Source organism: Candidatus Neptunochlamydia vexilliferae (assembly GCF_015356785.1).
Lineage (GTDB): Bacteria > Chlamydiota > Chlamydiia > Chlamydiales > Simkaniaceae > Neptunichlamydia > Neptunichlamydia vexilliferae.
This window is the reverse complement of the sequence record NZ_JAAEJV010000025.1, coordinates 1-21,725: the sequence shown is the minus strand read 5'-3', so window position 1 is coordinate 21,725 and position 21,725 is coordinate 1. Positions and strand designations below refer to the sequence as shown.

The window sequence follows — 21,725 nt, the reverse complement described above, 5'->3', positions numbered from 1 at the left end:
ATTTGGGAAAACTTTTTGGGTTGATAAGGAAATTCAATGTCAGTCATAGAAAAGAGTAAGGGGCCGAAAAAAGAGTTTCGCCCATTTAAAAGTAGATTTAAGAAGCGGATGGATCAGCCTGATAATAAACAGGAACCTCGGAAAAAGTTTCCGGGAGGGTTCCTACTCTTTCTTTTGGCCGCCATCCTCATCATCTTGACAGTTCAGAACTTGTCAGATGATAAGGGGGGAAAGGTCTCGTTTAGCCACCAAGTGGAGCACTTGGTCAACCTTGGTCTTATCCAAAAAGATGAGAGCAAAAAGACAGCCCAAAACGATAAACTTGTGACCTTTACGGGAAAGTTTAAGCAGCAGCTCACCGATGATTCTCGAGCCCGCTACCGTTATTTAGAGCTTCTCAATCAAAATCATGAGCTCACAGAAACCCGTAAAGAGCTTTCTCAAGAGCTCAATGTTCTTCAGAGTCATGTTTACCATGCCGCCCAAACCTTCCTTGCCTTGAGTGGGACTCCACTTCCAAAAGAAGGGTTTAGTGTGGTAAGTCCTTATTATGACACTCAAGAAAGACAAAGTAGTGTGATTGTCCGCTCCCTTCCCGAAAAAAGGGAGATGAGTCTAACCAACTTGCAAGCTGAGTACCGCTCTGTTTCACTTGATCCTTCAGCCGCAAGTGTTCGGACCTTTGGAGAGCATGTCCAAAAACTCATTCAAAGTTATAAGTCACCCGCCGTTGGGATTGGGAATGAGGCGATGAAGCAAGAGCTTCGAGCCGCAGAGACAAAAGTTAAAGAAGCCCTTCAAGCAAGCCAAGCGCCTCAAGAGGCATTGGCGAGTTATGAGGCGGGGCTGATCACCTTAAACCAGATCACCCTTAACCTTTTAAAAACAGAAAATCATGTCACCCTCCAAGAGCTCCGCTCTGTCAGGGGCTATATGGTCGATCTTAATCAGTATAATGATAGCTTTATTGCCCTTGATGAAAATGAAGCGCAGCTTAGCAAAGCGCGGCAGAGTGCCCTTGGTGTGACCTGGTTTTTTAACAACCGAGAGCTTTCGACAAAGGCCTTAGAAAAGCAACCTCCCGAAGAGTTTGCCCTCTGGTTTTCTCATGCAAAGAAAGAGTGGGAGTCATTTGGAGAAAATAGTGGCACCCTCTTTAAAGCTCCCGACCAACCAAGGAACCTCGTCTTAGAAAAGACCTTTAAAAGTGAAGAGCCCTCCTCGAATTACCTGGGCTATATCTTCATGACCATCTTCCCCGTTCTCATTGTGGTCCTCCTCCTTTACTTCATCTTCTCAAGGCAGATGAAGGGGATGGGATCTGGAGGAGCGGTGAACTTTGGGAAGTCTCCTGCAAAGATGCTCAATAAGAGCATGCATAAAGTGACCTTTAAGGATGTTGCAGGGGTTGTGGAAGCCAAAGAAGAGCTCTATGAAGTCGTTGACTTCCTAAAAGACCCTTCTAAATTTACCGCTCTTGGAGCTCGGATTCCGAAAGGAGTCCTCCTTGTTGGACCTCCAGGAACAGGAAAAACCTTGATTGCTAAAGCGGTAGCTGGAGAAGCGGATCGCCCCTTCTTCTCGATTTCAGGCTCTGACTTTGTCGAGATGTTTGTTGGGGTGGGAGCAAGCCGGATTCGAGATCTCTTTAGTCAGGCAAAGAAAAATGCCCCTTGCATCGTCTTTATCGATGAGATCGATGCTGTTGGGCGTCACCGGGGTGCTGGAATTGGTGGGGGACATGACGAAAGAGAGCAAACCCTGAACCAACTTCTTGTCGAAATGGATGGATTTGACACCAATGAAGGAGTGATCCTCATGGCGGCGACCAACCGCCCCGATGTTCTCGATAAAGCCCTCTTAAGACCTGGGCGCTTTGACCGGAATGTGATCCTCGACCTTCCCGATATTAAAGGACGTTTTGAGATCCTTAAAGTCCACGCTCGAAAGATCAAGCTCGACGACTCTGTCGATCTGATGGATGTGGCGCGGGCGACTCCTGGTTCTTCAGGGGCAGACCTGATGAATATCCTCAATGAAGCCGCCCTTCTTGCTGCAAGAAAAGGGCGGACTGCCGTGACTCAAGCCGATACCATCGAAGCGTGTGACAAGGTAAAGTATGGAAAAGAGCGGCGTAGTCTAGAGATGGGAGAAAAGGAAAAGATCCATACTGCCTATCACGAGTCGGGTCATGCCATTGTCGGGCTTGTCGTCGATAGTGGGGATCCCGTCGAAAAAGTCACCATTATTCCTCGTGGGTTCTCCCTTGGCGCTACCCATTTTGTTCCCGAGAAAAACAAGCTCAGCTACTGGCGCAAAGAGCTCATCGATCGCCTTGCAGTTTTGATGGGAGGACGTGTTGCCGAAGATATCTTTGTTGGCGACATCTCTTCAGGAGCGCAGATGGATATTTCCCAAGCGACCAAGCTGGCGCGCAGTATGGTCTGCCAGTGGGGAATGAATGAATCTCTAGGTCCCGTTGCTTATGATGAGCGTGAAGAGGGGAACTATGCAGGAATGCCAGGACAATCGGCTAAAAATTATTCCGAAGAGACCGGTAAGCAAATCGACAGTGAAGTGCGCAGGCTTCTAGAAGAGGCCAACACCCGTGCAGTCGAGATCATCAATGACAATAAAGAGAAGATGCAGCTTATGACCGACATGCTCATCGAGTTTGAAACGCTCGATAAAGAGGATGTCCACGCTATTATGGATGGAAGCTGGGATCCCGAGAAGAAGCGGAGCAAGCTGAAAGCGATTCAAGAAGCCCACCGGAAAGAGCCTCCTCCACCTCCCAAGCGCGACGAAGGAATCGATCCCATTAACCCCGAACCTCAGGGTGTGTAGTCATAGCTTTGCATTGCATAAAGTTAGACTAGTAAACCAGTAGTAAATATCCATTAATCCATATATAGATTCGTCGGGGGTTACAACCCTGTGCGGGCCCCTCCTTCATGCCGATTTTCCAAGAGCGCCTTGAAGACGCGGACTGCTCCGGGCAGCCCTTTCCAACCTGACGGTTGAGGGCCGTCCCTTCGCAGGAGAGTTTTTCTTTTTTATCTTCTCCAGCGAGCTGACGTGAGTTCGAGTTCGAAGGGCGCCAGAACGAACGCGGTGATCTGTCCGCGGCATCAAGATGGCAGCAGGGGGTGCAACCCCCGACGAATCTATATATGATTCTTAGGAAATTTTATAAGAAAAAAGAAAAACCACTTTTGAAAAACAAGTATGCAAATTTTTGCACGAAAAATCATTTAATTCACTTATAATCAGATAAATATATCTTGATAATTTCGGAGTTTAATTCGAAATTATCTTGACAATTTGCCCCTTTTGATTCAAAAATATGGGCATGAGAAGAGCTTATCACGACCAGATTTTTGACCATTTAGAAAAGTATGACCAGATGCTTTTCTTGATGGGCCCTAGTGCTCTGTCAACCCTAAGAATTAGGATATCTTGATTTATCTTTTTCCGGCTGGCTTCATGTTCGATCTCACAAACTTATAAAAGTTTAGATTCGATCTCCACACTTTGCCAGCAAAAAAAAATCTCAACCAATCTATCCTTAATTTTAGGGTTGATAGAGCACTAGACAGGCGGGGAAAACAACTCTAGCAAAAGAAATGATTGAAGAGTGGGAAAGGGGCATTTACCTAAGTTGGGATAACTTGGCCCATCGAAAACTCATTCTAGAAGGACCTGATCGGATTGCTGAAGAAGCAGGGCTTGAAGAGTTTTTAGATACGCCGCCTCTCATTGTTCTCGATGAAATTCAGAAGTATCCGGAGTGGAAAAATTACCTCAAAGGGCTTTACGATACCTATAAAGGAGACTCAAAAGTCATTGTAACGGGCAGTTCCAAGCTTGATGTCTTTGTCAAGGGGGGCGATAGCTTGATGGGAAGATATTTTATTCTTCGGATCCACCCCTTAACCATCGGGGAAATTGTTCAAAAAAAAGGGCCTCCAGAAGATAGGGAGTTTAGAGGTAAGCCGGCACCCATTTCGTCAAAAAGACTTCGAACTCTTTTGGAATTTGGAGGGTTTCCAGATCCTTTTCTTAAGGGAGACCGCTCTTTTTATAATCGGTGGCGGTGCACTCGAAATAAACAGATCTTTCAGGAAGATCTCCGTGATCTGACAAAAGTGAAGGATCTTGCGGGAATAGAAACCCTTGCCTATTTAATGCGAGAGCAAGTAGGGCAGCTTGCTTCTTATAGCTCTTTTTCTAAGAAGATCAGGATGGTTTCTGATAAGACGATTCGAGAGTGGATTGAGGTTCTTAAATCGCTCCATTTTTTCTTTGAAGTCCGTCCTTATTCACGGAATCTTTCCAAATCTTTAGTCAAGCAACCGAAGTATTACCTTTGGGATTGCTCTCTCTCTCTACCACTCAAGGAGCTTTGGTTGAAAATTTTGTCGCTTCTCACCTCCTCAAAGCGGTCCATTTTTGGAACGACATTGGCTTAGGCGACTATGACCTCTACTTTATTCGAGATCTTCAAAGAAGAGAAGTTGACTTTTTGATTACCAAAGAAGAAGAGCCTTGGATTCTCATTGAGGCAAAGAATAGTGGTAAGGCGATCTCTAAAAATCTCCTCCACTTTCATGAGGCTTTAGGGATCCGGTATGCCTTTCAGCTCGCCCTCGAAAAAAAGCCTGTCGAGAAGAATGCTCTCCTGGCAAGGAAGCCAGCAATCATTCCAGCGATAAGCTTTCTATCTCAGCTTATTTAGTCTTCTGAATAGTCCCTATTTCAAAAAAAACTTAAGTTAACCCCTTGATATTAATTAAAATTTTGCTTAAAATCTGATATTCTTTAATAACCAAGAGGTAAAGTATATAATGAGTGCAGTCACTTTTTCAGGAAAAGAAAATGTCAATCCAAATGCCTATCACACTACAAAAAAGCAAAAAACAAACCATGGTTCTTCCTTTAAGATTCCAGAAAAATTTAGACCGCAGTTTTACCTTTTTAAGGCGATTAAAGATGCCATTGCTAGAAAGACCCCTTGGGATTTCACTCCTATGGGGAACGATGAAACTCTTTGGAAAGAGTTTTTGAACTACGACTTTAGAAGCTGGGTTTTAGAGCACTCTGATGAAGTTGATATGGTGCTTCTTTTACAAAAAGGGCTCACAGAGCTTCCAGAAGAGCTTTTTCTTCTTACAAATCTAAGGGTCTTAAGGCTTGCTCAAAATGCTTTTCAAAAGCTTCCAGAAGAGCTATTTAGTATGACAAGTCTTGAAAAGTTGGATCTTTCCTACAATCAATTAACAGCTCTTCCAAAAGGGATGGAAAAACTCATCAATTTAAAATCTTTAGGGGTAAGCAATAATCCTATTGAGCGCTTTGATCTAACCCTACCAAAGCTCACACATCTTTACCTAAGCGATACAGATTTAACCGAAGTGCCAAATTTGCAACACCTTCCTTTAGAAAACCTTTGGTTAACAAGTAATAAAATTAAAAAAGTAGATGTGGGACGCTTTCCCTCTTCCATTAAAGTATTACGCCTTTCGGAAAATCAAATAGACAGTTTATCAGGACCATTTGAAAAGCTTACGGTCCTTGACTTTTTGTATCTAGACGAGAATCAGCTTTCGACTCTTCCAGAAGCGTTCTCTAATCTCCCTAAAATTAGAGTATTGGGAATGAATCAAAATGCTTTTAATGAAGTTCCCAAGGTTCTTGAAAAACTGTCTAGCCTTAAGCAGCTTTATCTACGCGTTAATCTACTCAGAGTATTGCCTGAATGGACCAATCGGTTAAAGGATTTTTCTGCTGAAAATAATCCGCTTGACCATTTGAAGTGTTAGACACCGGAATTAAAACTTCAAACGTTTCCTAGAATCTTCGCGGGTATTAAGAGGTTGACTTCTCTCCCTTTTTTCCACACGGATATTTGGACGAGAGCTTGGGAGCTTAGTGCCCTGAAAAAAGCGGATTTTAGGCTTACCAGACTCCCACATTTCTTGCTTGGTATCAACAAAGATGGTTTCTGGAGAAAGAAGCCATTGAAGGTTTGTCGTCATCTCACTAAGTTTATTCTGCCTATATGCCCATTCAGGAATATTAGAAACGTAAATAACTTTGAAGATGTATTGACACTTTTCAGCCCAAGTTGCTACCTTTTTAAAGTAGTCTTTATCACTAAAAAGGTTTAAGTTTCGATGATGGATCCTTTTTTCCTGGTAAAGGGTTCGAACTTTTTTAAAGCCCGGACCTGTCGATAGCCAACTATGTGCTTGTAAGGTGTAGTACTCAATCACTTCTTCTGCTTCTCGTCCTGTATTGTAGTAAGAGCAGCGATTTTCAAGTTCAGTTTTAAAAGCCTTTAAAAATTCCTCTTTTGTCGGGGTTCTAACGATTGTTTTGGCAATAAATTGATAAAGCTCATGCATCTTCTCATCGATATCGCAAATGATCGCCTGATCTACTTCTAGTCCATTGGCAAGGAGATTGTAGTTGAACTCAAACGCAAATCCTAAAAGAACACCTTTTTTTTTAGAAGATTTTTGTATGATTGTTTTTATAGCATCGGTTTGCCCGATTTCTGATGTTATGATATAGGGAGAGGTGCTTACAAGATCAAACCCCTTTTTTTCTAATGCGGGTGGAGCGGTATATTTTAATGCTGTTGCAGACATTTTCTTCCCCTTTTTAAGTTAAATTGTTTGTAAAATAAATTATAAAATACATTATACACTATGTTTTAATTAATTTAAATGCTATTTATTAATTTATTTGGAATTAAGGGGGTGGATGGGTCCAGCCCTCCTAAAGGAGGGCTGGATTGTGGAGTATAGGTAGAACCTCGGAGTAGAAGAGAGGGGGGTTAAGCCTTAACGGGGGCTTCTAAAAGCGCTTTCCGGCTGAGGCTAATCTTTCCTGTTTTTGGATCGACCTTAAGGACCTTAACCTCGATCTCATCCCCTTCCTTGTAGTGGTCGGAGATTCTTTCGATCCGCTCATGCTTGATCTCAGAGATGTGGCAGAGTCCTTGGACGTTGAGGATCGCGACGAAAAGACCGAAATCTTTGACCGAAACGACCTTTCCTTTATAGGTCTTCCCCTCTTCCACTTCTGCGGTGAGGTCGTGGATGATCTGACGAGCTCGATCCATCCCTTTGCTGCAGGTGGAGGCGATGCTGACGTAGCCATCATCATCGATATTGATGTCAACGCCTGTCTCTTCGACAATCGCTCGGATCTGCTTTCCTCCAGGGCCGATAACGGTTCCGATCTGGCTTGGCTTGATCTTGATTGTCTCGATGCGAGGGGCATATTCAGAAAGGCTCTCTTTTGACTTGGGGCAGGCTTCGAGCATCTTTTTCAAGATGTGGATCCGTCCTTCTTTTGCTTGGGCAAGAGCTGTTTTCATGATCTGTTTGTCGATTCCTTCGACCTTGATGTCGAGTTGGAAAGCGGTGATCCCATTTTCGTCTCCAGCGATTTTGAAGTCCATATCGCCGAGGGCATCTTCCATTCCGAGGATGTCAGAAAGGACCGCAAAGCTTTCCTTTTCGAGGATCAGTCCCATTGCAATTCCTGCAATAGGGCGTTTAATGGGGACTCCTGCTTCCATCATGGCAAGGCAGCAACCACAGATCGAGGCCATTGAAGAAGAGCCATTCGATTCGGTGATGTTTGATTCTAAGCGGATGGTATAGGGGAAATCATCTTTATTAGGGATAGTGGCGGTTAGCGCTCTTTCAGCAAGCTTTCCATGTCCTACTTCTCGTCGTCCTGGAGGACCCATGCGTCCCACTTCTCCAACCGAGTAGGGAGGGAAAGAGTACTGGAGGTAGAAATTTCTAAGGCCGTCAGCCTTATCTAAGGTTTCGTACCGTTGTCCCATCGATTCGCCACCAAGGGTACAGACGGCGATTGCTTGAGTTTCTCCTCTTGTAAAGAGAGTGCTTCCATGTGTTCTTGGAAGGGGAGCCATATCGACCCAGATTTGGCGGACGTCAGAAGTGTTTCGGCCGTCACACCGTTTCTTCTCTTTAAGAACCATCTGCCGCATGTGGTGGGCTGTCACTTTTTTCATTGCCATTCCCACTTCAAATGGCTTGTACTTGGCATCTTCCTCAGGAAGGAGAGATTCTTTCACTTTTTCTTTGATCTCAGAAATGGCTGTATTGCGGGCATCTTTTTCAACGATACGGATCGCATCTTTAAGAGGAGCAGCCATGATCTGGTCGACCTCTTCCATCAGTCCTTCTGGGAGGAAGCGGAGACCTTCGCGGTTTTTCTCTTTCCCAATGACCTGCTGCCACTCGCCAAGCTTTTGGCAAATGACCTTGATTGCTTCATGTCCTGCATCGATAGAGTCCATAATCTGATCTTCTGAGAGGAAGTCGCAGTAGCCTTCGATCATGAGGATCGCATCTTCGGTCCCTGCGATGACAAGGTCGAGGACCGAGCTTTCCATTTCTTCAAGGGTGGGGTTGATGATGAAGTTTCCATCGATCATTCCGACCCGAACAGCTCCGATAGGCTTAATAAAGGGGATTTCAGAAAGGACAAGAGCGGCTGATGCGGCGCAAATCGCTAGGGGTTCGGTTTGGTTCACTCCGTCATAAGAGAGGACGGTGGTGATGATCTGTGTGTCGCTGTAGTAGCCATCCTCAAACATGGGGCGGATCGGACGGTCGATGAGACGGCAGGTAAGAGTTTCTTTTTCGGTGGGGCGCCCTTCTCGTTTGATGAACCCTCCGAGGGTTTTTCCTGCAGAGGAGAACTTTTCTTGGTAGTCGACTCTCATGGGGAGGAAGTCGACCTCGTCGAGGGCAGGACCCATACAAGCGGTTCCTAGGAGCATTGTATCTCCTGCACGGACCATGACCGCACCTCCGGCCTGACGGGCAATTTTTCCAGTTTCAAAAATAATTTCTCTGCCACCAACAGAAATGGTGATCGATTGGGCTTCTAGCTTTTCCATGTGTCTCCTAATGATTTGAGTGTAACCCCGGAGTGCTACTACTGTCAATTGCTTGAATTTTTCTTTTCCTCCAGGTTCAGAGGGGCAAAATGAACCCTACTTTAGACAAGTATGCGGTCATTTTTCCCCCATAAACCTGATGAAAAATCGAAAATTCCCTCATTTGACATTAGTAGCACTCCAGGGCAATAAGAGAAAATCCTAACAGGTTCAGAGAATAGATGCAACAATGGAAAAAAATAAAGCCTTGGGAGGATCCCAAGGCTTTAAAAAATTTATTTACGGAGATTCAACCGCTTAATCAGCATCTGATACCGCTTGGTATCGGTTGAATTCAAGTAATCTAGAAGCTTTCGTCGTTGTCCGACGAGCTTTAAAAGGGCCAGCCTAGAGGCGTGATCCTTAGGCGCCAGCTTCAAGTGCTCTGTGAGCTCTGTGATCCTCTCAGTGAGAATCGCGATTTGAACATCAGCAGATCCTGTGTCCTTCTCGTGGAGCTGGAACTTCTTAGTAATTTCTTCTTTAGTACCTTTATCTAAAGACATTTATTTACACTCCCTTAGACATATATTGTTTGGGTGGATTTAGACATAAATTCATCATATGACGATCTTTATTGTAGCAAGGGGGGGATATATATTTCAAGTAGAGATCCCTCTAAAGAATCTTTTGTCTTCTTATGATACCGAAATAAGCCCAAGAGTTGGTTTTTGCCTGTGCCAACATCCCCATCTTTAACCCCCTCTGCATCGCTCCTATCTCCTGGATAGGAGGCTGCTTCGATGGGGCTAAATCTGGAGCGCTGACTTTGGCAAATTCCCAATTCTCTGGGTTTATTTGGGTATATAATCCCTTTTGAGTTATGATTGTTTCTATGGGTAAAAATATTTTTTCAAAAACCGATATTCAGATGATGGAGGAGGCGCTTCAGGAGGCTCGCATGGCCTTTGCTCAAGATGAGGTCCCTGTCGGGGCAGTCCTTGTCCATGAGGGGGAGATCATCGCCCGCGCCCGAAATCTAGTCGAAACGGCCCAAAATCCTTCATTCCACGCCGAGCTCCTCTGTATTCAGGAGGGGGCTCGCGCCTTAAATAACTGGCGTCTTGTGGGATGCGCCCTCTACACCACACTAGAGCCCTGCCTGATGTGCGCCGGAGCCCTCCTTCTCGCCCGCGTCGATCGGGTGGTTTGGGGAGCCCCTGATATCCGCCACGGGGCCCATGGGAGCTACCTCAATGTCTTTGAAACTCAGCATCCGACCCACACCCTTCAAATCGAAGGGGGGCTCCTCAAAGAAGAATCAGCCAAACTCATGAAAGATTTCTTTAAAAAACAAAGGACCAAAAATGACTCAGTCGCTCGAAGCGCTCTTTGATGAGCTGATCGCTATGCAAGAGAAGAAGCTTCTTGAATATGGGGCAGCGATCATCCCCAATATTACTCCTGACGACATCCTTCAGCCCAATGACTATCCCGAGCTCGAGAACCATCCCGAGTTCCGCTACGAAGAGGGGTATTTGAAGGGGCTGCACGCTGCCAAGATGGCGGCTATTTCTCGCGCAGAGTGAGTGAACTTTTGCTCAAGTGGTTTGAGACTTTTCGCTTCCAGTAGATCATCTTTTTCTCAATGTTGTGGAGGCGGTAGAAGGGGCTGAGGATTTCCCATACAAGGATCGGGTACAGGTAGCCATAAACAAGGGCGGCACCTGTTGTAAAGAAGGATAGGAAGTGTCCGTTGGAAAAGTCGAGAAAGAGGTTCACCCCGATGAGGCCAAAGACGAGCCACTTTGCTTGCATCGGGACCATCAGAAAGAGCATGATGCGGGCGTGTGGGGTGAGGAATACAAAGGAAATAAGGAGAATGTAGATCGCAGGGCTGGCGCCGGCAAAGGGAAACGGAGATCCCGAAAAGAGGAGGGAGAGGTAGGCGACAATCCCGACGAAAAGAGCTCCTCCAAAGTAGAGGCCGATAAAGTGCTTTTTTCCTCGTGTTTCGATAATCGCTGTTCCAACCATATACAGAAGGTAGAGGTCAAATAAGAGGCGGAGGATCGATCCCAAAGAGACCCCTTCGCTGATCGGTTGGATAAAGAGATAAGAGACAAACTGCCAAGCAAAAAATTTATGCACCCCCCAAGTGGTCAAACTGAAAAGATATTGAGGGCTGGGAAAATTAAAAATTTTTGTGAATAGGGCATTCGAAAACAGGGCAAAAAAGCTGAAAATCAGGGTAGCAGCGGCTGTCCCCTTGATGATTTTAGGGGCGCGGACGAGGGCAGATCTGAATGGGCTTGAGTGATTCATTCTAGAGCCAATTTACCATACCGCGTTAATTTTTTCCAGAAGAGACTTGTTTTTTATTCCGAAAAAAGGTTTAATTTCTAGGAAATAGCCATACAATAAGGAATCATTCAAATGAAGAAAGAAGGTCATCCAGCCTACCAAGATATTCTGTTTGTCGACACGGCAACCGGAGATAAATTTGTTTGTGGAAGCACACTGCAGCCAAAAGAAACCGAAACCTTTGAAGGAAAAGAGTATCCTGTTTATAAGGTGCCAATCTCTTCAGCCTCTCACCCCTTCTTTACCGGGAGTCAGCAATTTGTTGACTCTGAAGGGCGAGTCGATAAGTTTAAAAAGCGTTACACCCGCAAGGCTGCAGAAAATAAGCAGGAGCAAGAAAAGCAGGACGAGCAGAAGAAGAAAAAAACTGCTAAGAAAACGACTGCTAAGAAAACTGCAAAGAAGAAAGCCGCTCCAAAGGAATAGCTATTGGAAAAGAAACTGCAAGAGCTTCTCTCCCGTTTAGGCGAGGTGGAGACCGCTCTAGGCAATCCCGATGTTCACTCCGATAAGAAGCGGTACAAAGAGCTTTCGCAGGACCACTCCTACCTATCCGAACTCAAAGAGGCCTACGAGCAGTTTCAGAAGAGTCAAAAAGAGCTTGGTGATAACCAAGTTCTGATTAAGGAAGAAAAAGACCCCGAGTTTGCTGCGGTCATTCAAGAAGATATCGAACGGCTTGAAAAGGATGTTGCGGTTCTTCAATCCAAACTCGAATCTCTCCTTGTTCCCCCCGACCCTAACGATCATGCCAATGTCATTATGGAACTACGCGCTGGTACAGGTGGCGATGAAGCAGCCATTTTTGTGGGCAATTGTGTGCGAATGTACCGCCTCTTTTCTGACAAAATGGGATGGAAATATGAAACCCTTGCCCTCACGGTATCAGAAGCTGGAGGGTATAAGGAATATGTCATTTCCCTTTCCGGAAAAAATGTCCACCGTTACCTCCAATATGAGGCGGGGACCCACCGGGTACAGCGGGTGCCGGTGACGGAAACGCAAGGGCGGGTCCATACCTCAGCCATTACCGTTGCGGTTCTTATGGAGCCGGGCGAAGATGAAAAGATCGAGATTGATCCATCAGATCTGAAGATTGATACCTACCGCGCACAAGGAGCAGGCGGACAACATGTGAACACCACCGACTCTGCAGTGCGGATCACCCATATCCCGACAGGGGTTGTTGTCTACTGCCAAGAAGAGCGCTCCCAACATAAAAACAAAGAAAAAGCACTCCGCGTTCTTGCTGCAAAGCTTGCAGAAGAAAAGCGGCGGCAAGAGGCGGAGCAGCGGGCTTCGCTCCGCTCGAGCCAGGTGGGAACGGGAGATCGCTCCGAGCGGATTCGAACCTACAACTATGCGCAAAACCGGGTGACCGACCACCGGATTAACCTCACCCTTTACAAGCTCGATCAGATTATGGAAGGGGACCTTAAAGAGGTGACTGAATCACTCATTCGTTACTTCTACCAGGAAAAACTCCATGCTTAACATGCACGAATGAAACCTATGGATAACCGCTTGAATTTTTCTTTTTTCCCAGGCTTGGATAGGCAAAAAAACCCCTACTTTAGGCAAGTATGTGGGATTTTTGCCTACCAAAGCCTGAAAAAAAATCGAAAATCCCTTCGATCACCCCTAGGTTTCATCCATGCATGATGTGCGTACCCTTATCAAACTGTCGACCGACTTTTTAACCAAACGAGGATGTGTCGATCCTCGCCGTAGCGCCGAAGAACTTTTAGCAGCGATCTTAAAGAAAAAGCGGATGGAGCTCTACTTTGATTATGATGCCCCCATCGAAGAAAAAGAGGTGGCGCAGTACCGCGAATGGATCAAGCGGCGCGGAGACAAAGAACCTCTTGCCTATATTTTAGGAGAGGTGGAGTTTTTAAACCTTAAGCTCCAGGTGACCCCTGCTGTTTTGATTCCCCGCCAAGAAACTGAAATTTTAGCCAGCCTCGTTCTCAAGGAACTTCCCGAAGAGGCAAAAGAGGTCTGGGATCTTTGCACCGGAAGTGGGTGTCTTGGCCTGGCGGTCAAAAAAACCTGCCCCCAAACCGATGTGAGATTATCAGACGTTTCGAAAGAGGCGCTGGCGGTTGCCCAGGCAAATGCGACGCAAAATAGCCTCGAGGTGGACTGCTTAGAAGGGGATCTTTTTGCCCCTTTTGCAGGGAAGAAGGCCGATGTGATCCTCTGCAATCCCCCCTATATTACTCTGGAAGAGTATGAGGAGCTCGAGGATGAGGTGCGGGCCTTTGAACCGCGCGGGGCTCTTGTGGGGGGGCTCGATTTTTACCACCGCCTTGCAGCCGATCTTCCCACCTATTTGCGCCCCAATGGTAAGGCTTTTCTTGAAATTGGGACGGGGCAAGGGGAACCCTTAATGGAGATCTTTAACCAAAGCCACTGGAAACAAAGACGGTATGAAAAAGATTGGGCTGGACATGACCGTTTCTTTTTCCTTGAATATCAAGGGCCAGTCGATTAAAATGAATTTATGTTTGGCGGTATTACAGAAAAATTTCAAAATGTTTTTTCGGCCCTAGCGTCTAAAAAAACGTTAACAGACGAAAATATCTCGGATGCAGTGCGGGAGGTCCGTTTGGCCCTTCTCGATGCCGACGTGAACTATACCGTTGCCAAAAATTTCATCAAGCGGGTGAAGGAAAAAGCCCTGGGTGAAGAGACCATTAAGTCGGTCAAGGCTGGCGACCAATTTACCAAGATCATTCACGACGAGTTGAAAAATCTAATGGGGGGAAAAGAGCCCTCTTTGAGCATCGGCCACCGCCCTTCGGTGATCTTGATGTGTGGACTTCAAGGATCGGGAAAAACGACCCAGTCGGCAAAGCTTGCCCTTTACCTCAAAAAGCAAAACAAGAAAGTGCTCATCGCTGCGTGCGATTTGCAACGCCCCGCCGCAATCGATCAGCTTGAAACCTTAGGGAAACAGGTCGAAGTTCCTATTTATGCTGACCGCGACCAAAAAAAACCGGTCAAGGTGGCTAAAAAAGCGCTCGAGCAGGCCAACAAGGAAGGGATCGATGTATTGATTATCGATACTGCTGGCCGTCTCCACATCGATGAAGAATTGATGAAGGAGCTCGAAAAGATTAAAGGGGCAGTGAACCCCCATGAAGTTCTCTTTGTTGCCAACGCGGCAACCGGTCAAGATGCGGTGAAAACGGCTGCAGAGTTTGACCAAAGAATGTCGATTACTGGAAGCATCCTCACCATGCTCGATGGAAATACCCGCGCGGGTGCCGCCATTTCGATCTGCGAAGTGACAGGAAAGCCGCTGAAGTTTGAGGGGATCGGGGAAAAGGTGACCGACTTCCAGCTCTTCAACCCCCAGTCGATGGCCGATCGGATCTTGGGGATGGGCGATGTGATCAACCTGGTCAAAAAAGCCCAAGAGCATGTCAACGAAGAAGATGCCGAAAAGCTGAAGAAAAAGCTTTTAAAAGCCTCATTTACCTTCGATGATTTCTTGAAGCAGATGCGCTCGGTGAAAAAGATGGGATCTCTCAAAGGGCTTCTCTCCATGATTCCCGGTTTTTCTGCGAATATGGGCGATCTAGAGATGTCTGATAAGGAGCTGGGGAAGATCGAGGCGATTATTCTTTCGATGACTCCCAATGAAAGGCTGGGACTCGACGAGCTTGTTCCCTCTCGCCGGCGGCGGATCGCTGGGGGAAGTGGCACCACGATTGACGATGTCAACAAAATGATCAAAAACTTCAAACGGGTGAAGCAGATGATGAAAAAAATGCCCGGAATGAAGAAGAAATTTCTCAATGACTCTAACTTTAAAGATCAGCTTAGCAGCCTGAAGGGGTCTCTAGGGAATATCCGATAGTGATGTGGAAGGGGTAGGGGAGTTCGGAAGATAACCCATACTTTTTCCTGACCTGCTTCAACTTAGGACAGTCAACGGTAATAATAAAAAAGATTTCTTTAGGGGTAGAGGAGACGATTTGACACTCCTTGATCGTAAAAGGGATTTTCGCGCCCCGGTCATTAAAATTGGAAACGGTTTCCCACTCTTCAGGAGTGATGGCAGTGATGTGGGCTCCGATGAGAGTGGTGCCAAAGAGGGGGAGAGAGGTTGGTGGACTATCTTCAAAAAATGGGGGGATGTCAAATCCCTCCCCCTCAATAAAGGGGTAGAGGGCATGGATATAGTCATCAGAGACGTTGACATAGACAAACCCCTCAACCTCTTCTAGAACGCCCTCTTGAGAGAGCATTTCGATAATATAATTTTTTATTTCTGTGTAGTCAACTTTTGGAAAAAGAGGGGTAAAGATCATAAAAACCTCAATTTCGGGTTTATTTCACTCAGCCTCAGGTGATTTTAGCTTCCCTTTCTCCCTTTTGATCTCGAAAAGGAGCATTTTGAGCTTACCTTCGATCAAAAAAAAGAAAATTTAAGCAAAGCTCTCTCTGGAGCTAAGCAAACTAAACCCGAAACTGAGGTTAAAACATCAATCAAATACTTCATCATAGCCCAAATTTTAAACTAGAAAATGATTTTTTCGTACCCCTTTTTTCCGAGATCTGATATGATGAGTAGTCTTATTAGTTTTGTGAATTGGAGTTTACATAGATGGGACTTAAAATACGCCTAAGACAACAGGGGCGCACCAACCGTTTGACTTACCGACTAGTGGTGACTGACTCTCGCTCTCCTCGTGATGGAAAGTATGTTGAAAACCTCGGTCACTATGATCCTCATGTTGAGGGAAATGGAGACTCTGCGGTCAACGAAGAGCGCTTGCAGCACTGGGTTGACTTAGGAGCAGAGCTTTCTGAAAAAGCACGTGCAATCGTTGCAAGAAAAGCACCCGGTGTGATGAAAAGCATCCGCGAAAGAGCCCTTGCAAAGGTGAAAAAGCGTAGCGAAAAGCGGAAAGTGAAGAAGAAGTAGCTTGAAGCGCTTTGATATTTTATCCCTTTTCCCCGACTACTTTGAGGGTCCCTTTAATGTCAGCATGATTAAAAGGGCACGAGAAAAAGGGCTTTTGGAAATTAATCTCGTCAATATGCGAGATTTTGCAAAAGGAAGATATCAGCAAATAGATGATCGTCCTTATGGCGGCGGACCAGGAATGGTCTTAATGGCAGAGCCTGTTACAAGCGCCATACGGAGTGTAAAAAGTGAAAAATCCCATGTGGTCTACTTGACCCCTCAGGGAACGCCCCTCACCGCAAAGCGGTGCAGCGAGCTCGCCGAAATCGATCACCTTGTGGTTTTATGTGGCCACTATGAAGGAATCGATGAGCGGGCCATTGAGAGTGAGGTTGATGAGGAGATTAGCATTGGGGATTATGTGCTGACAAGTGGGGCTCCTGCAGCCACTGTCCTTGTCGATGCCGTCTCCCGCTTTATTCCGGGAGTGATTGGCAACGAAGAGGCGACGCGGCAGGACTCTTTTGAAAATGGGATGTTTGATGCGCCGGTGTATACCCGCCCTCCTGAGTTCGAAGGAAAAGAGGTGCCCCCCGTCCTTTGCCAAGGACACCATGCAGAGATCGATGCTTGGCGAGAGGAAAAAGCACGAGAAAAAACAGAGCGGGTGAGACCCGAGCTGATAGAAAGATTAAAATAATGTAGGAAATATAGGAGACAAATCATGAGCCGCGATGCGCTACTTGAGGAAATCGAAACCAGCCAGCTGAAGCAAGACATTCCCCACTTCAACGTCGGCGACACGATTAAAGTCCATATTCGGATTATTGAAGGGGATAAAGAACGGATCCAGACCTTTACAGGAACAGTGATTGCTCGAAAAGGTTCAGGACTTTCTGAAACCTTCTCCCTTTACCGGGTTGCTTATGGGTCAGGAATGGAGCGGGTCTTCTCCCTCCATAGCCCACGGATTGCAAAGATTGAAGTGATGCGTCAAGGAAAGGTCCGCCGCGCTAAGCTTTACTACCTCCGAGGCACTGCTGGAAAAGCTGCTAAGGTAAAGGAAAAGATCGGTAGAAAGGGAGCGGTCATCCAAAAGGAAAAAGCTCCTGAGTCAGCTCCTGTTGAGCTGGCTGCTGAAGAAAAAGCGCTTGAAAAGAAGGAAGAAGCTCCAAAAGAAGAAGGGAAAAAGCCGGAAAACGAAACTCCAAAATCGGAGTAGGGTTTGGGTTTACTCGAAGAGAGTGCTTACAAGCAAGGCCACCGCCTCATTGCGGGGGTGGATGAAGCAGGACGGGGTCCCCTAGCGGGGCCTGTCGTTGCTGCAGCCTGCATCTTGCCGCGGGGGCTTCAGATCGAGGGGGTTGACGATAGCAAAAAGCTCACTCCCAAAGAAAGGGAAAAACTCTACCACATTTTAACCACTCATCCCGATATTCTTTTTGGTATTGCCGTTGTCGACCACGAGGTGATCGACAAGATGAACATTTTACGTGCTTCCCTACATGCGATGGCTCTTGCGGTGAAAGAACTTCCTGAAGAGCCCAACTACCTATTAATCGATGGAAACCACCTCCCTCCGACTCATATTGCTGCGAAGGCGGTGATTAAAGGGGATAGCCGCTCTCAAAGTATTGGAGCTGCTTCGATCATCGCTAAACACCACCGGGACCTTTTAATGGTCGAGTACCACAAAGAGTTCCCTGAGTATGGCTTTGATGCCCATAAGGGATATGGAACAAAGAAACATGTAGAGGCTTTAAAGAAACATGGTCCCTGTAGAATTCACCGGACCTCGTTTGAACCGGTTAAAACGCTTGTAGCAGGCTTGATGGAGATTTCATGACACGAAGTATGACCGCTTATGGAAGAGCTCACACCAAGAGCTTTCTTGTTGAAGTACATTCGGTCAACCGAAAAAGTTTAGACATCCAGATCAATATGCCTAAAGAATTCCTTGCAATGGATATGACCTTAAGGAAAGCGGTGGGTGAAGCGGTCAAGCGGGGCTATGTGACCGTTCGGGTCACCCGAGAAGGAGAGGGAAGTAGCGCTTTAAACCTTCCTGCGGAAGGGGAGATGAAACGGGTCCATGAGGAGTGGTCGAAACGCGCAACGGGTTTGGGATATGATCCGAAAGAAGCGGTTCCCTTTTCGATGCTCGTTCAATATACACTTTCAAGCTCTACGCAAGGGACTTGCGATGAAGCGGTAGAAAAAGAGCTCTTAAATGGGTTTAAAGAGGCTCTTGAGACCTTCATAAAAATGAAGGTGGCCGAGGGACAAGTCCTTGCAAAGGACATCATCCAAAGAGTGAAGATCATTGAGGAAAAAGTAAAAGAGATCGAGCCCCTTTCCAAAGAAGCCCCCAAACGGTACCAGGAAAAACTAGAAAAGAGGCTCGAAGAGCTCAAGCTCAACCATCAAGAGGGGGAAGAGCGGCTGATGCGAGAACTGGTTATTTTTTCCGATCGGATCGATGTGACGGAAGAAATCACCCGCCTGGGCTCACATGTAAAGCAGCTTTACATCCTCCTTAAAGAGGAAAAACCTTGTGTGGGAAAGGAACTTGACTTTTTAACGCAAGAGATGAACCGTGAGGTGAATACGATTGCTGCGAAGGCGCAAGAGTTAGACATCACCCAAGCTGCCCTTGTGATGAAGGGGGAGCTAGGAAAAATCCGGGAGCAGTTGCAGAATCTCGAATGAAAGGTAACCTGATCATCATTAGCGCGCCGGCTGGAACGGGGAAAACAACCCTTGTCCATAAGTTAGTCGAAGCCTTTCCCGATAAGGTGGTGCAGAGCATTTCCTGCACGACGCGGGGGCCTCGCGAAGGGGAAATCGATGGGAAGGATTACATATTTCTCACTGAAGAAGCATTTAATGAGCGGGTAAAAAAGGGGGACTTCCTTGAGCATACGACCGTTTTTGGCCACCAGTATGGGACCCTGAAAGAGGTGGTAGAGGCTCAGAGAAAAGAGGGGAAACATGTGATCCTTGTGATCGACACCCAAGGAGCAGCAGCACTTAGAGAAAAAACCGACGCCCTCTTTATTTTTGTCGCTCCCCCTTCAATGAAGGTCTTGGAAGAGAGATTGAAAGGGAGGAAAACCGAGTCGCCCGAAATGTTAAAGAAAAGGCTCGACTGGGCCCAATATGAAATGGACCAGGCGAAGCATTATGCTTATACCGTCGTCAATGACGATTTAGAAACGGCCTATAAGGAACTAAAAAACATCATCATAAAGGAGAAACCATGATGCGTGATGAACTAACGAAAGAGAGCTACACATCTCTTTTCGACGATAACTTTGAGCTGACCCACCATGCGATTGAGGTGGCGCGCAAACAAATCGAGCAGGGAAATGAAGAGCTTAATGTGACCCAAATGCTCAAAGAGATCCGGAAACACCCTCCCCAAAAAGAAGAAAAAGAAGACGATTGAAGACCCTTATCACCGCAGCCCTCCCTTATGCAAATGGCCCCCTCCACTTTGGCCATATTGCAGGAGCCTATCTACCTGCCGATGCTTATGCGCGCTTCCAGCGATTGATTGGAAATGAGGTTCTTTTTATCTGTGGTTCTGATGAACATGGAGTGGCGATCACCTTAAGTGCGGAAGGGGCAGGGCGCACTCCCAAAGAGCATGTCGACCACTTCCACCAGGTCCTCCAGAACTTTTTTCAGACGATGAACATCAGTTTCGACCACTACTCCCGCACCACTTGGGAGGGGCATGTGGAACCGACGCAGGGCTACTTCCGCGATCTTTTGAAAAATGGGTACATCGAAGAGAAGGTGACCGATGAGCTTTACTCGGAAAAGGAGGGACGTTTTCTTGCTGACCGGTATGTGACCGGCATTTGTCCCAAATGTGGCTTTGAAGAGGCGCGTGGCGATGAGTGTCCCAAATGCGGGGCGAGTTACGAGGCAACCGACCTAAAAAATCCCCGTTCCAAAGTGACCGGTGCTCCCCTTACCTTAAAGCCGACGAAACATTGGTTTCTCCGCTTTGACCTTTTTAAGGAACAGCTCACCGAGTGGCTCCAAAAAAAGAAGTGGAAGTCCAATGTGATGCAGTTTGCCCAAAACTATATCGACGATCTCAAGCCCCGCGCCATTACCCGCGACTCCGATTGGGGAATCCCCGTTCCTCTTGAAGGGGCTAAAGGGAAAGTTCTCTATGTCTGGTTTGATGCTCCCATTGGATACATTTCGGCAACCAAAGAGTGGGCACTTAAAAAAGGAAGTCCCGACGCCTGGAAAACTTACTGGTGCGATCCAGAAACCCAGCTGGTCAACTTCATTGGAAAAGATAACATTCCCTTCCATGCGATTTTCTTCCCTGCGATGACGATGGGGCAAGATGAGCCCTACAAGCTTGTCGATGAGCTTCCAGCCAATGAGTTTTACCACTTAGGAGGGAAACAGTTTAGCAAGTCGGAAGGAAACACGATTGATCTTAAGGCATTTTTTAAAGACTTTTCTCCCGACCAGGCCCGCTACGCCATTGCGGCTAACGCTCCCGAAACCCAAGATAGTAGCTTTACATGGGAAGATTTTGAGACGCGGTGCAATAGCGAGCTTCTTGGAAAATATGGGAACCTGGTCAATCGAGTTCTTGTTTTTACCCAAAATAAGTGCGACGGAACGATGCCTCCCTATGGAGACCTTGGCCATGATGATGAAAAGTTCCTAGAAAAGATCGAAGAGCTTCCTAAAAAAATCCATGAGGCCTACGCTCACTTTCACCTGCGGAAAGCGACCCAAATCATCATGGAATTGGCCCAAGAGGCCAATGTCTATTTCGATCATAAAAAGCCGTGGAAAGATCCTGAGGGGATGGGGACGACTATTGCCTGCTGTCTCCGGGCGCTGGATGTTCTTGCCTTGATTTCTTACCCCGTCATCCCTGAGACTGCCGAAAAGTTATGGCGCCTCCTAGGGAATGAAACCCTTCTGAAGGATCAGGAGTGGAACCAGGTTTTAGAAACGGCGATTCCTCCCAACCGGGTCTTCCCTAAGCCAGAGATTCTCTTTACTCGGGTCGAAGCTTCCTGATAGCGGCCTCAATTTCTGGGAGCATTGCGCGTGTTTTTTCCCGTCCATGTTTATAGATGGTGCGGTTATGCTTATCGGTGAACATCCCGACATCCTCAAAGTTCATCTGGATGAGGATATCAGCCTCTTGAATCGCATACTTGGTTAGCTGTTTATGACTGATGTAGAGGCCTTGTTCACCTTTACAGGTAAAAAGTTTGCACATTTATCGGTGGTATATGTAAGAAAGATACGTCGGGGGCAAGCCCCCCGCTGCCCCCGACGCATCTTTCATCCAACTAAGTATGCAGACTTAAAAAAATAAGGGGCTTGTTGTTCAGGAAAAAGTGAAAGAGTAAGGAAACCAGGTTGCCCTGGTTTCCTCCTCTAAGAACTGTGCGTGATAGTTTCCCATCACACAGCTCAAGCATCTCAAAGGCCACCTTTTTTTTTGCAGCCCGGCTGTTA

General features: G+C 46.6%; 21 protein-coding genes and 2 pseudogenes. 17 read left to right on the top strand and 6 right to left on the bottom strand.

Translation table 11 applies throughout. The features are described from left to right. Positions 1 to 108 precede the first annotated feature (108 nt). From ftsH to NEPTK9_RS05395, 3 genes and pseudogenes are all read left to right on the top strand, one after another. A complete protein-coding gene (ftsH, locus tag NEPTK9_RS05410; protein ID WP_420887668.1) occupies positions 109 to 2,847 on the top strand; it encodes an ATP-dependent zinc metalloprotease FtsH in 2,739 nt (912 codons plus the stop codon). 758 nt (positions 2,848 to 3,605) lie between these two features. Then, a pseudogene (locus NEPTK9_RS05405) lies at positions 3,606 to 4,738 on the top strand (ATP-binding protein); the annotation flags it as partial. 109 nt (positions 4,739 to 4,847) lie between these two features. Continuing rightward, entirely contained in the window at positions 4,848 to 5,822 is a 975-nt protein-coding gene (locus NEPTK9_RS05395) for a leucine-rich repeat domain-containing protein (protein ID WP_194847812.1), read from the top strand. Between the two features lie 9 nt (positions 5,823 to 5,831). On the opposite strand, the gene NEPTK9_RS05390 is transcribed toward NEPTK9_RS05395, so the two are convergent. The 3 genes from NEPTK9_RS05390 to rpsO all read right to left on the bottom strand — a co-directional run bounded on the left by NEPTK9_RS05390 (position 5,832) and on the right by rpsO (position 9,495). Next, on the bottom strand, positions 5,832 to 6,653 hold the full coding sequence (locus tag NEPTK9_RS05390) for an LIC_10091 family protein (protein ID WP_194847811.1): 822 nt from the start codon (positions 6,651 to 6,653) through the stop codon (positions 5,832 to 5,834). 188 nt (positions 6,654 to 6,841) lie between these two features. Continuing rightward, a complete protein-coding gene (pnp, locus tag NEPTK9_RS05385; protein WP_194847810.1) occupies positions 6,842 to 8,950 on the bottom strand; it encodes a polyribonucleotide nucleotidyltransferase in 2,109 nt (702 codons plus the stop codon). 275 nt (positions 8,951 to 9,225) lie between these two features. Further along, positions 9,226 to 9,495 carry a 30S ribosomal protein S15 gene (gene rpsO, locus NEPTK9_RS05380; RefSeq protein WP_194847809.1) on the bottom strand — a complete coding sequence of 90 codons (270 nt, stop codon included), beginning with the start codon at positions 9,493 to 9,495 and terminating at the stop codon, positions 9,226 to 9,228. Between the two features lie 341 nt (positions 9,496 to 9,836). Between rpsO and NEPTK9_RS05375 the strand changes: the two genes are divergently transcribed. Both NEPTK9_RS05375 and NEPTK9_RS05370 read left to right on the top strand, forming a co-directional pair. Further along, positions 9,837 to 10,325, top strand: coding sequence for a nucleoside deaminase (locus NEPTK9_RS05375; protein WP_420887667.1), 489 nt, complete (start codon positions 9,837 to 9,839; stop codon positions 10,323 to 10,325). Next, complete coding sequence (locus NEPTK9_RS05370) at positions 10,297 to 10,518, top strand: hypothetical protein (RefSeq protein ID WP_194847807.1); 222 nt, start codon at positions 10,297 to 10,299, stop codon at positions 10,516 to 10,518. The genes NEPTK9_RS05375 and NEPTK9_RS05370 overlap by 29 nt, the downstream gene beginning before the upstream one ends. Here the strand turns inward: NEPTK9_RS05370 and NEPTK9_RS05365 are convergent. Beyond that, positions 10,499 to 11,080 carry a rhomboid family intramembrane serine protease gene (locus NEPTK9_RS05365; RefSeq protein ID WP_194847806.1) on the bottom strand — a complete coding sequence of 194 codons (582 nt, stop codon included), beginning with the start codon at positions 11,078 to 11,080 and terminating at the stop codon, positions 10,499 to 10,501. The genes NEPTK9_RS05370 and NEPTK9_RS05365 overlap by 20 nt on opposite strands. A 285-nt stretch (positions 11,081 to 11,365) precedes the next feature. On the opposite strand from NEPTK9_RS05365, the gene NEPTK9_RS05360 reads away from it, so the two are divergent. The 4 genes from NEPTK9_RS05360 (at position 11,366) to ffh (ending at position 15,161) form a co-directional block, all read left to right on the top strand. After that, on the top strand, positions 11,366 to 11,719 hold the full coding sequence (locus NEPTK9_RS05360) for a type B 50S ribosomal protein L31 (RefSeq protein ID WP_194847805.1): 354 nt from the start codon (positions 11,366 to 11,368) through the stop codon (positions 11,717 to 11,719). 3 nt (positions 11,720 to 11,722) lie between these two features. Beyond that, positions 11,723 to 12,787, top strand: a complete 1,065-nt coding sequence (prfA, locus tag NEPTK9_RS05355) for a peptide chain release factor 1 (RefSeq protein ID WP_194847804.1) — start codon at positions 11,723 to 11,725, stop codon at positions 12,785 to 12,787. A 160-nt stretch (positions 12,788 to 12,947) separates the two neighbouring features. Beyond that, entirely contained in the window at positions 12,948 to 13,790 is an 843-nt protein-coding gene (gene prmC, locus NEPTK9_RS05350; RefSeq protein ID WP_194847803.1) for a peptide chain release factor N(5)-glutamine methyltransferase, read from the top strand. A gap of 9 nt (positions 13,791 to 13,799) precedes the next feature. Further along, positions 13,800 to 15,161 (top strand): signal recognition particle protein, encoded by a 1,362-nt coding sequence (ffh, locus tag NEPTK9_RS05345; protein ID WP_194847802.1) that lies wholly within the window; start codon positions 13,800 to 13,802, stop codon positions 15,159 to 15,161. Here the strand turns inward: ffh and NEPTK9_RS05340 are convergent. Further along, complete coding sequence (locus NEPTK9_RS05340) at positions 15,124 to 15,615, bottom strand: hypothetical protein (protein WP_194847801.1); 492 nt, start codon at positions 15,613 to 15,615, stop codon at positions 15,124 to 15,126. The two genes, ffh and NEPTK9_RS05340, sit on opposite strands and share 38 nt — an antisense overlap. A gap of 296 nt (positions 15,616 to 15,911) precedes the next feature. On the opposite strand from NEPTK9_RS05340, the gene rpsP reads away from it, so the two are divergent. The 8 genes and pseudogenes from rpsP (at position 15,912) to metG (ending at position 21,278) form a co-directional block, all read left to right on the top strand. Next, complete coding sequence (rpsP, locus tag NEPTK9_RS05335; protein WP_194847800.1) at positions 15,912 to 16,232, top strand: 30S ribosomal protein S16; 321 nt, start codon at positions 15,912 to 15,914, stop codon at positions 16,230 to 16,232. 1 nt (position 16,233) lies between these two features. Then, on the top strand, positions 16,234 to 16,914 hold the full coding sequence (gene trmD, locus NEPTK9_RS05330; RefSeq protein ID WP_194847799.1) for a tRNA (guanosine(37)-N1)-methyltransferase TrmD: 681 nt from the start codon (positions 16,234 to 16,236) through the stop codon (positions 16,912 to 16,914). A gap of 24 nt (positions 16,915 to 16,938) precedes the next feature. Continuing rightward, a pseudogene (gene rplS, locus NEPTK9_RS05325) lies at positions 16,939 to 17,286 on the top strand (50S ribosomal protein L19); the annotation flags it as partial. Positions 17,287 to 17,439: 153 nt separating this feature from the next. Then, on the top strand, positions 17,440 to 18,060 hold the full coding sequence (locus NEPTK9_RS05320) for a ribonuclease HII (RefSeq protein ID WP_194847797.1): 621 nt from the start codon (positions 17,440 to 17,442) through the stop codon (positions 18,058 to 18,060). Next, positions 18,057 to 18,923 (top strand): YicC/YloC family endoribonuclease, encoded by an 867-nt coding sequence (locus NEPTK9_RS05315; protein ID WP_194847796.1) that lies wholly within the window; start codon positions 18,057 to 18,059, stop codon positions 18,921 to 18,923. The genes NEPTK9_RS05320 and NEPTK9_RS05315 overlap by 4 nt, the downstream gene beginning before the upstream one ends. After that, complete coding sequence (gmk, locus tag NEPTK9_RS05310; protein WP_194847795.1) at positions 18,920 to 19,477, top strand: guanylate kinase; 558 nt, start codon at positions 18,920 to 18,922, stop codon at positions 19,475 to 19,477. Before NEPTK9_RS05315 ends, gmk begins: the two co-directional genes overlap by 4 nt. Continuing rightward, entirely contained in the window at positions 19,474 to 19,662 is a 189-nt protein-coding gene (locus tag NEPTK9_RS05305) for a hypothetical protein (protein WP_194847794.1), read from the top strand. The genes gmk and NEPTK9_RS05305 overlap by 4 nt, the downstream gene beginning before the upstream one ends. After that, positions 19,659 to 21,278, top strand: a complete 1,620-nt coding sequence (metG, locus tag NEPTK9_RS05300; RefSeq protein ID WP_194847793.1) for a methionine--tRNA ligase — start codon at positions 19,659 to 19,661, stop codon at positions 21,276 to 21,278. Before NEPTK9_RS05305 ends, metG begins: the two co-directional genes overlap by 4 nt. Here the strand turns inward: metG and NEPTK9_RS05295 are convergent. Further along, on the bottom strand, positions 21,256 to 21,483 hold the full coding sequence (locus NEPTK9_RS05295) for a hypothetical protein (protein ID WP_194847792.1): 228 nt from the start codon (positions 21,481 to 21,483) through the stop codon (positions 21,256 to 21,258). The genes metG and NEPTK9_RS05295 overlap by 23 nt on opposite strands. Positions 21,484 to 21,725 lie beyond the last annotated feature (242 nt).

Coding starts and splice junctions, on each gene's coding strand:
- ftsH (WP_420887668.1), top strand. CDS start 109: ATGGATCAGCCTGATAATAAACAGGAACCTCGGAAAAAGTTTCCGGGA.
- NEPTK9_RS05395 (WP_194847812.1), top strand. CDS start 4,848: ATGAGTGCAGTCACTTTTTCAGGAAAAGAAAATGTCAATCCAAATGCC.
- NEPTK9_RS05390 (WP_194847811.1), bottom strand. CDS start 6,653: ATGTCTGCAACAGCATTAAAATATACCGCTCCACCCGCATTAGAAAAA.
- pnp (WP_194847810.1), bottom strand. CDS start 8,950: ATGGAAAAGCTAGAAGCCCAATCGATCACCATTTCTGTTGGTGGCAGA.
- rpsO (WP_194847809.1), bottom strand. CDS start 9,495: ATGTCTTTAGATAAAGGTACTAAAGAAGAAATTACTAAGAAGTTCCAG.
- NEPTK9_RS05370 (WP_194847807.1), top strand. CDS start 10,297: ATGACTCAGTCGCTCGAAGCGCTCTTTGATGAGCTGATCGCTATGCAA.
- NEPTK9_RS05360 (WP_194847805.1), top strand. CDS start 11,366: ATGAAGAAAGAAGGTCATCCAGCCTACCAAGATATTCTGTTTGTCGAC.
- prmC (WP_194847803.1), top strand. CDS start 12,948: ATGCATGATGTGCGTACCCTTATCAAACTGTCGACCGACTTTTTAACC.
- ffh (WP_194847802.1), top strand. CDS start 13,800: ATGTTTGGCGGTATTACAGAAAAATTTCAAAATGTTTTTTCGGCCCTA.
- NEPTK9_RS05340 (WP_194847801.1), bottom strand. CDS start 15,615: ATGATCTTTACCCCTCTTTTTCCAAAAGTTGACTACACAGAAATAAAA.
- rpsP (WP_194847800.1), top strand. CDS start 15,912: ATGGGACTTAAAATACGCCTAAGACAACAGGGGCGCACCAACCGTTTG.
- NEPTK9_RS05315 (WP_194847796.1), top strand. CDS start 18,057: ATGACACGAAGTATGACCGCTTATGGAAGAGCTCACACCAAGAGCTTT.
- gmk (WP_194847795.1), top strand. CDS start 18,920: ATGAAAGGTAACCTGATCATCATTAGCGCGCCGGCTGGAACGGGGAAA.
- NEPTK9_RS05305 (WP_194847794.1), top strand. CDS start 19,474: ATGATGCGTGATGAACTAACGAAAGAGAGCTACACATCTCTTTTCGAC.
- NEPTK9_RS05295 (WP_194847792.1), bottom strand. CDS start 21,483: ATGTGCAAACTTTTTACCTGTAAAGGTGAACAAGGCCTCTACATCAGT.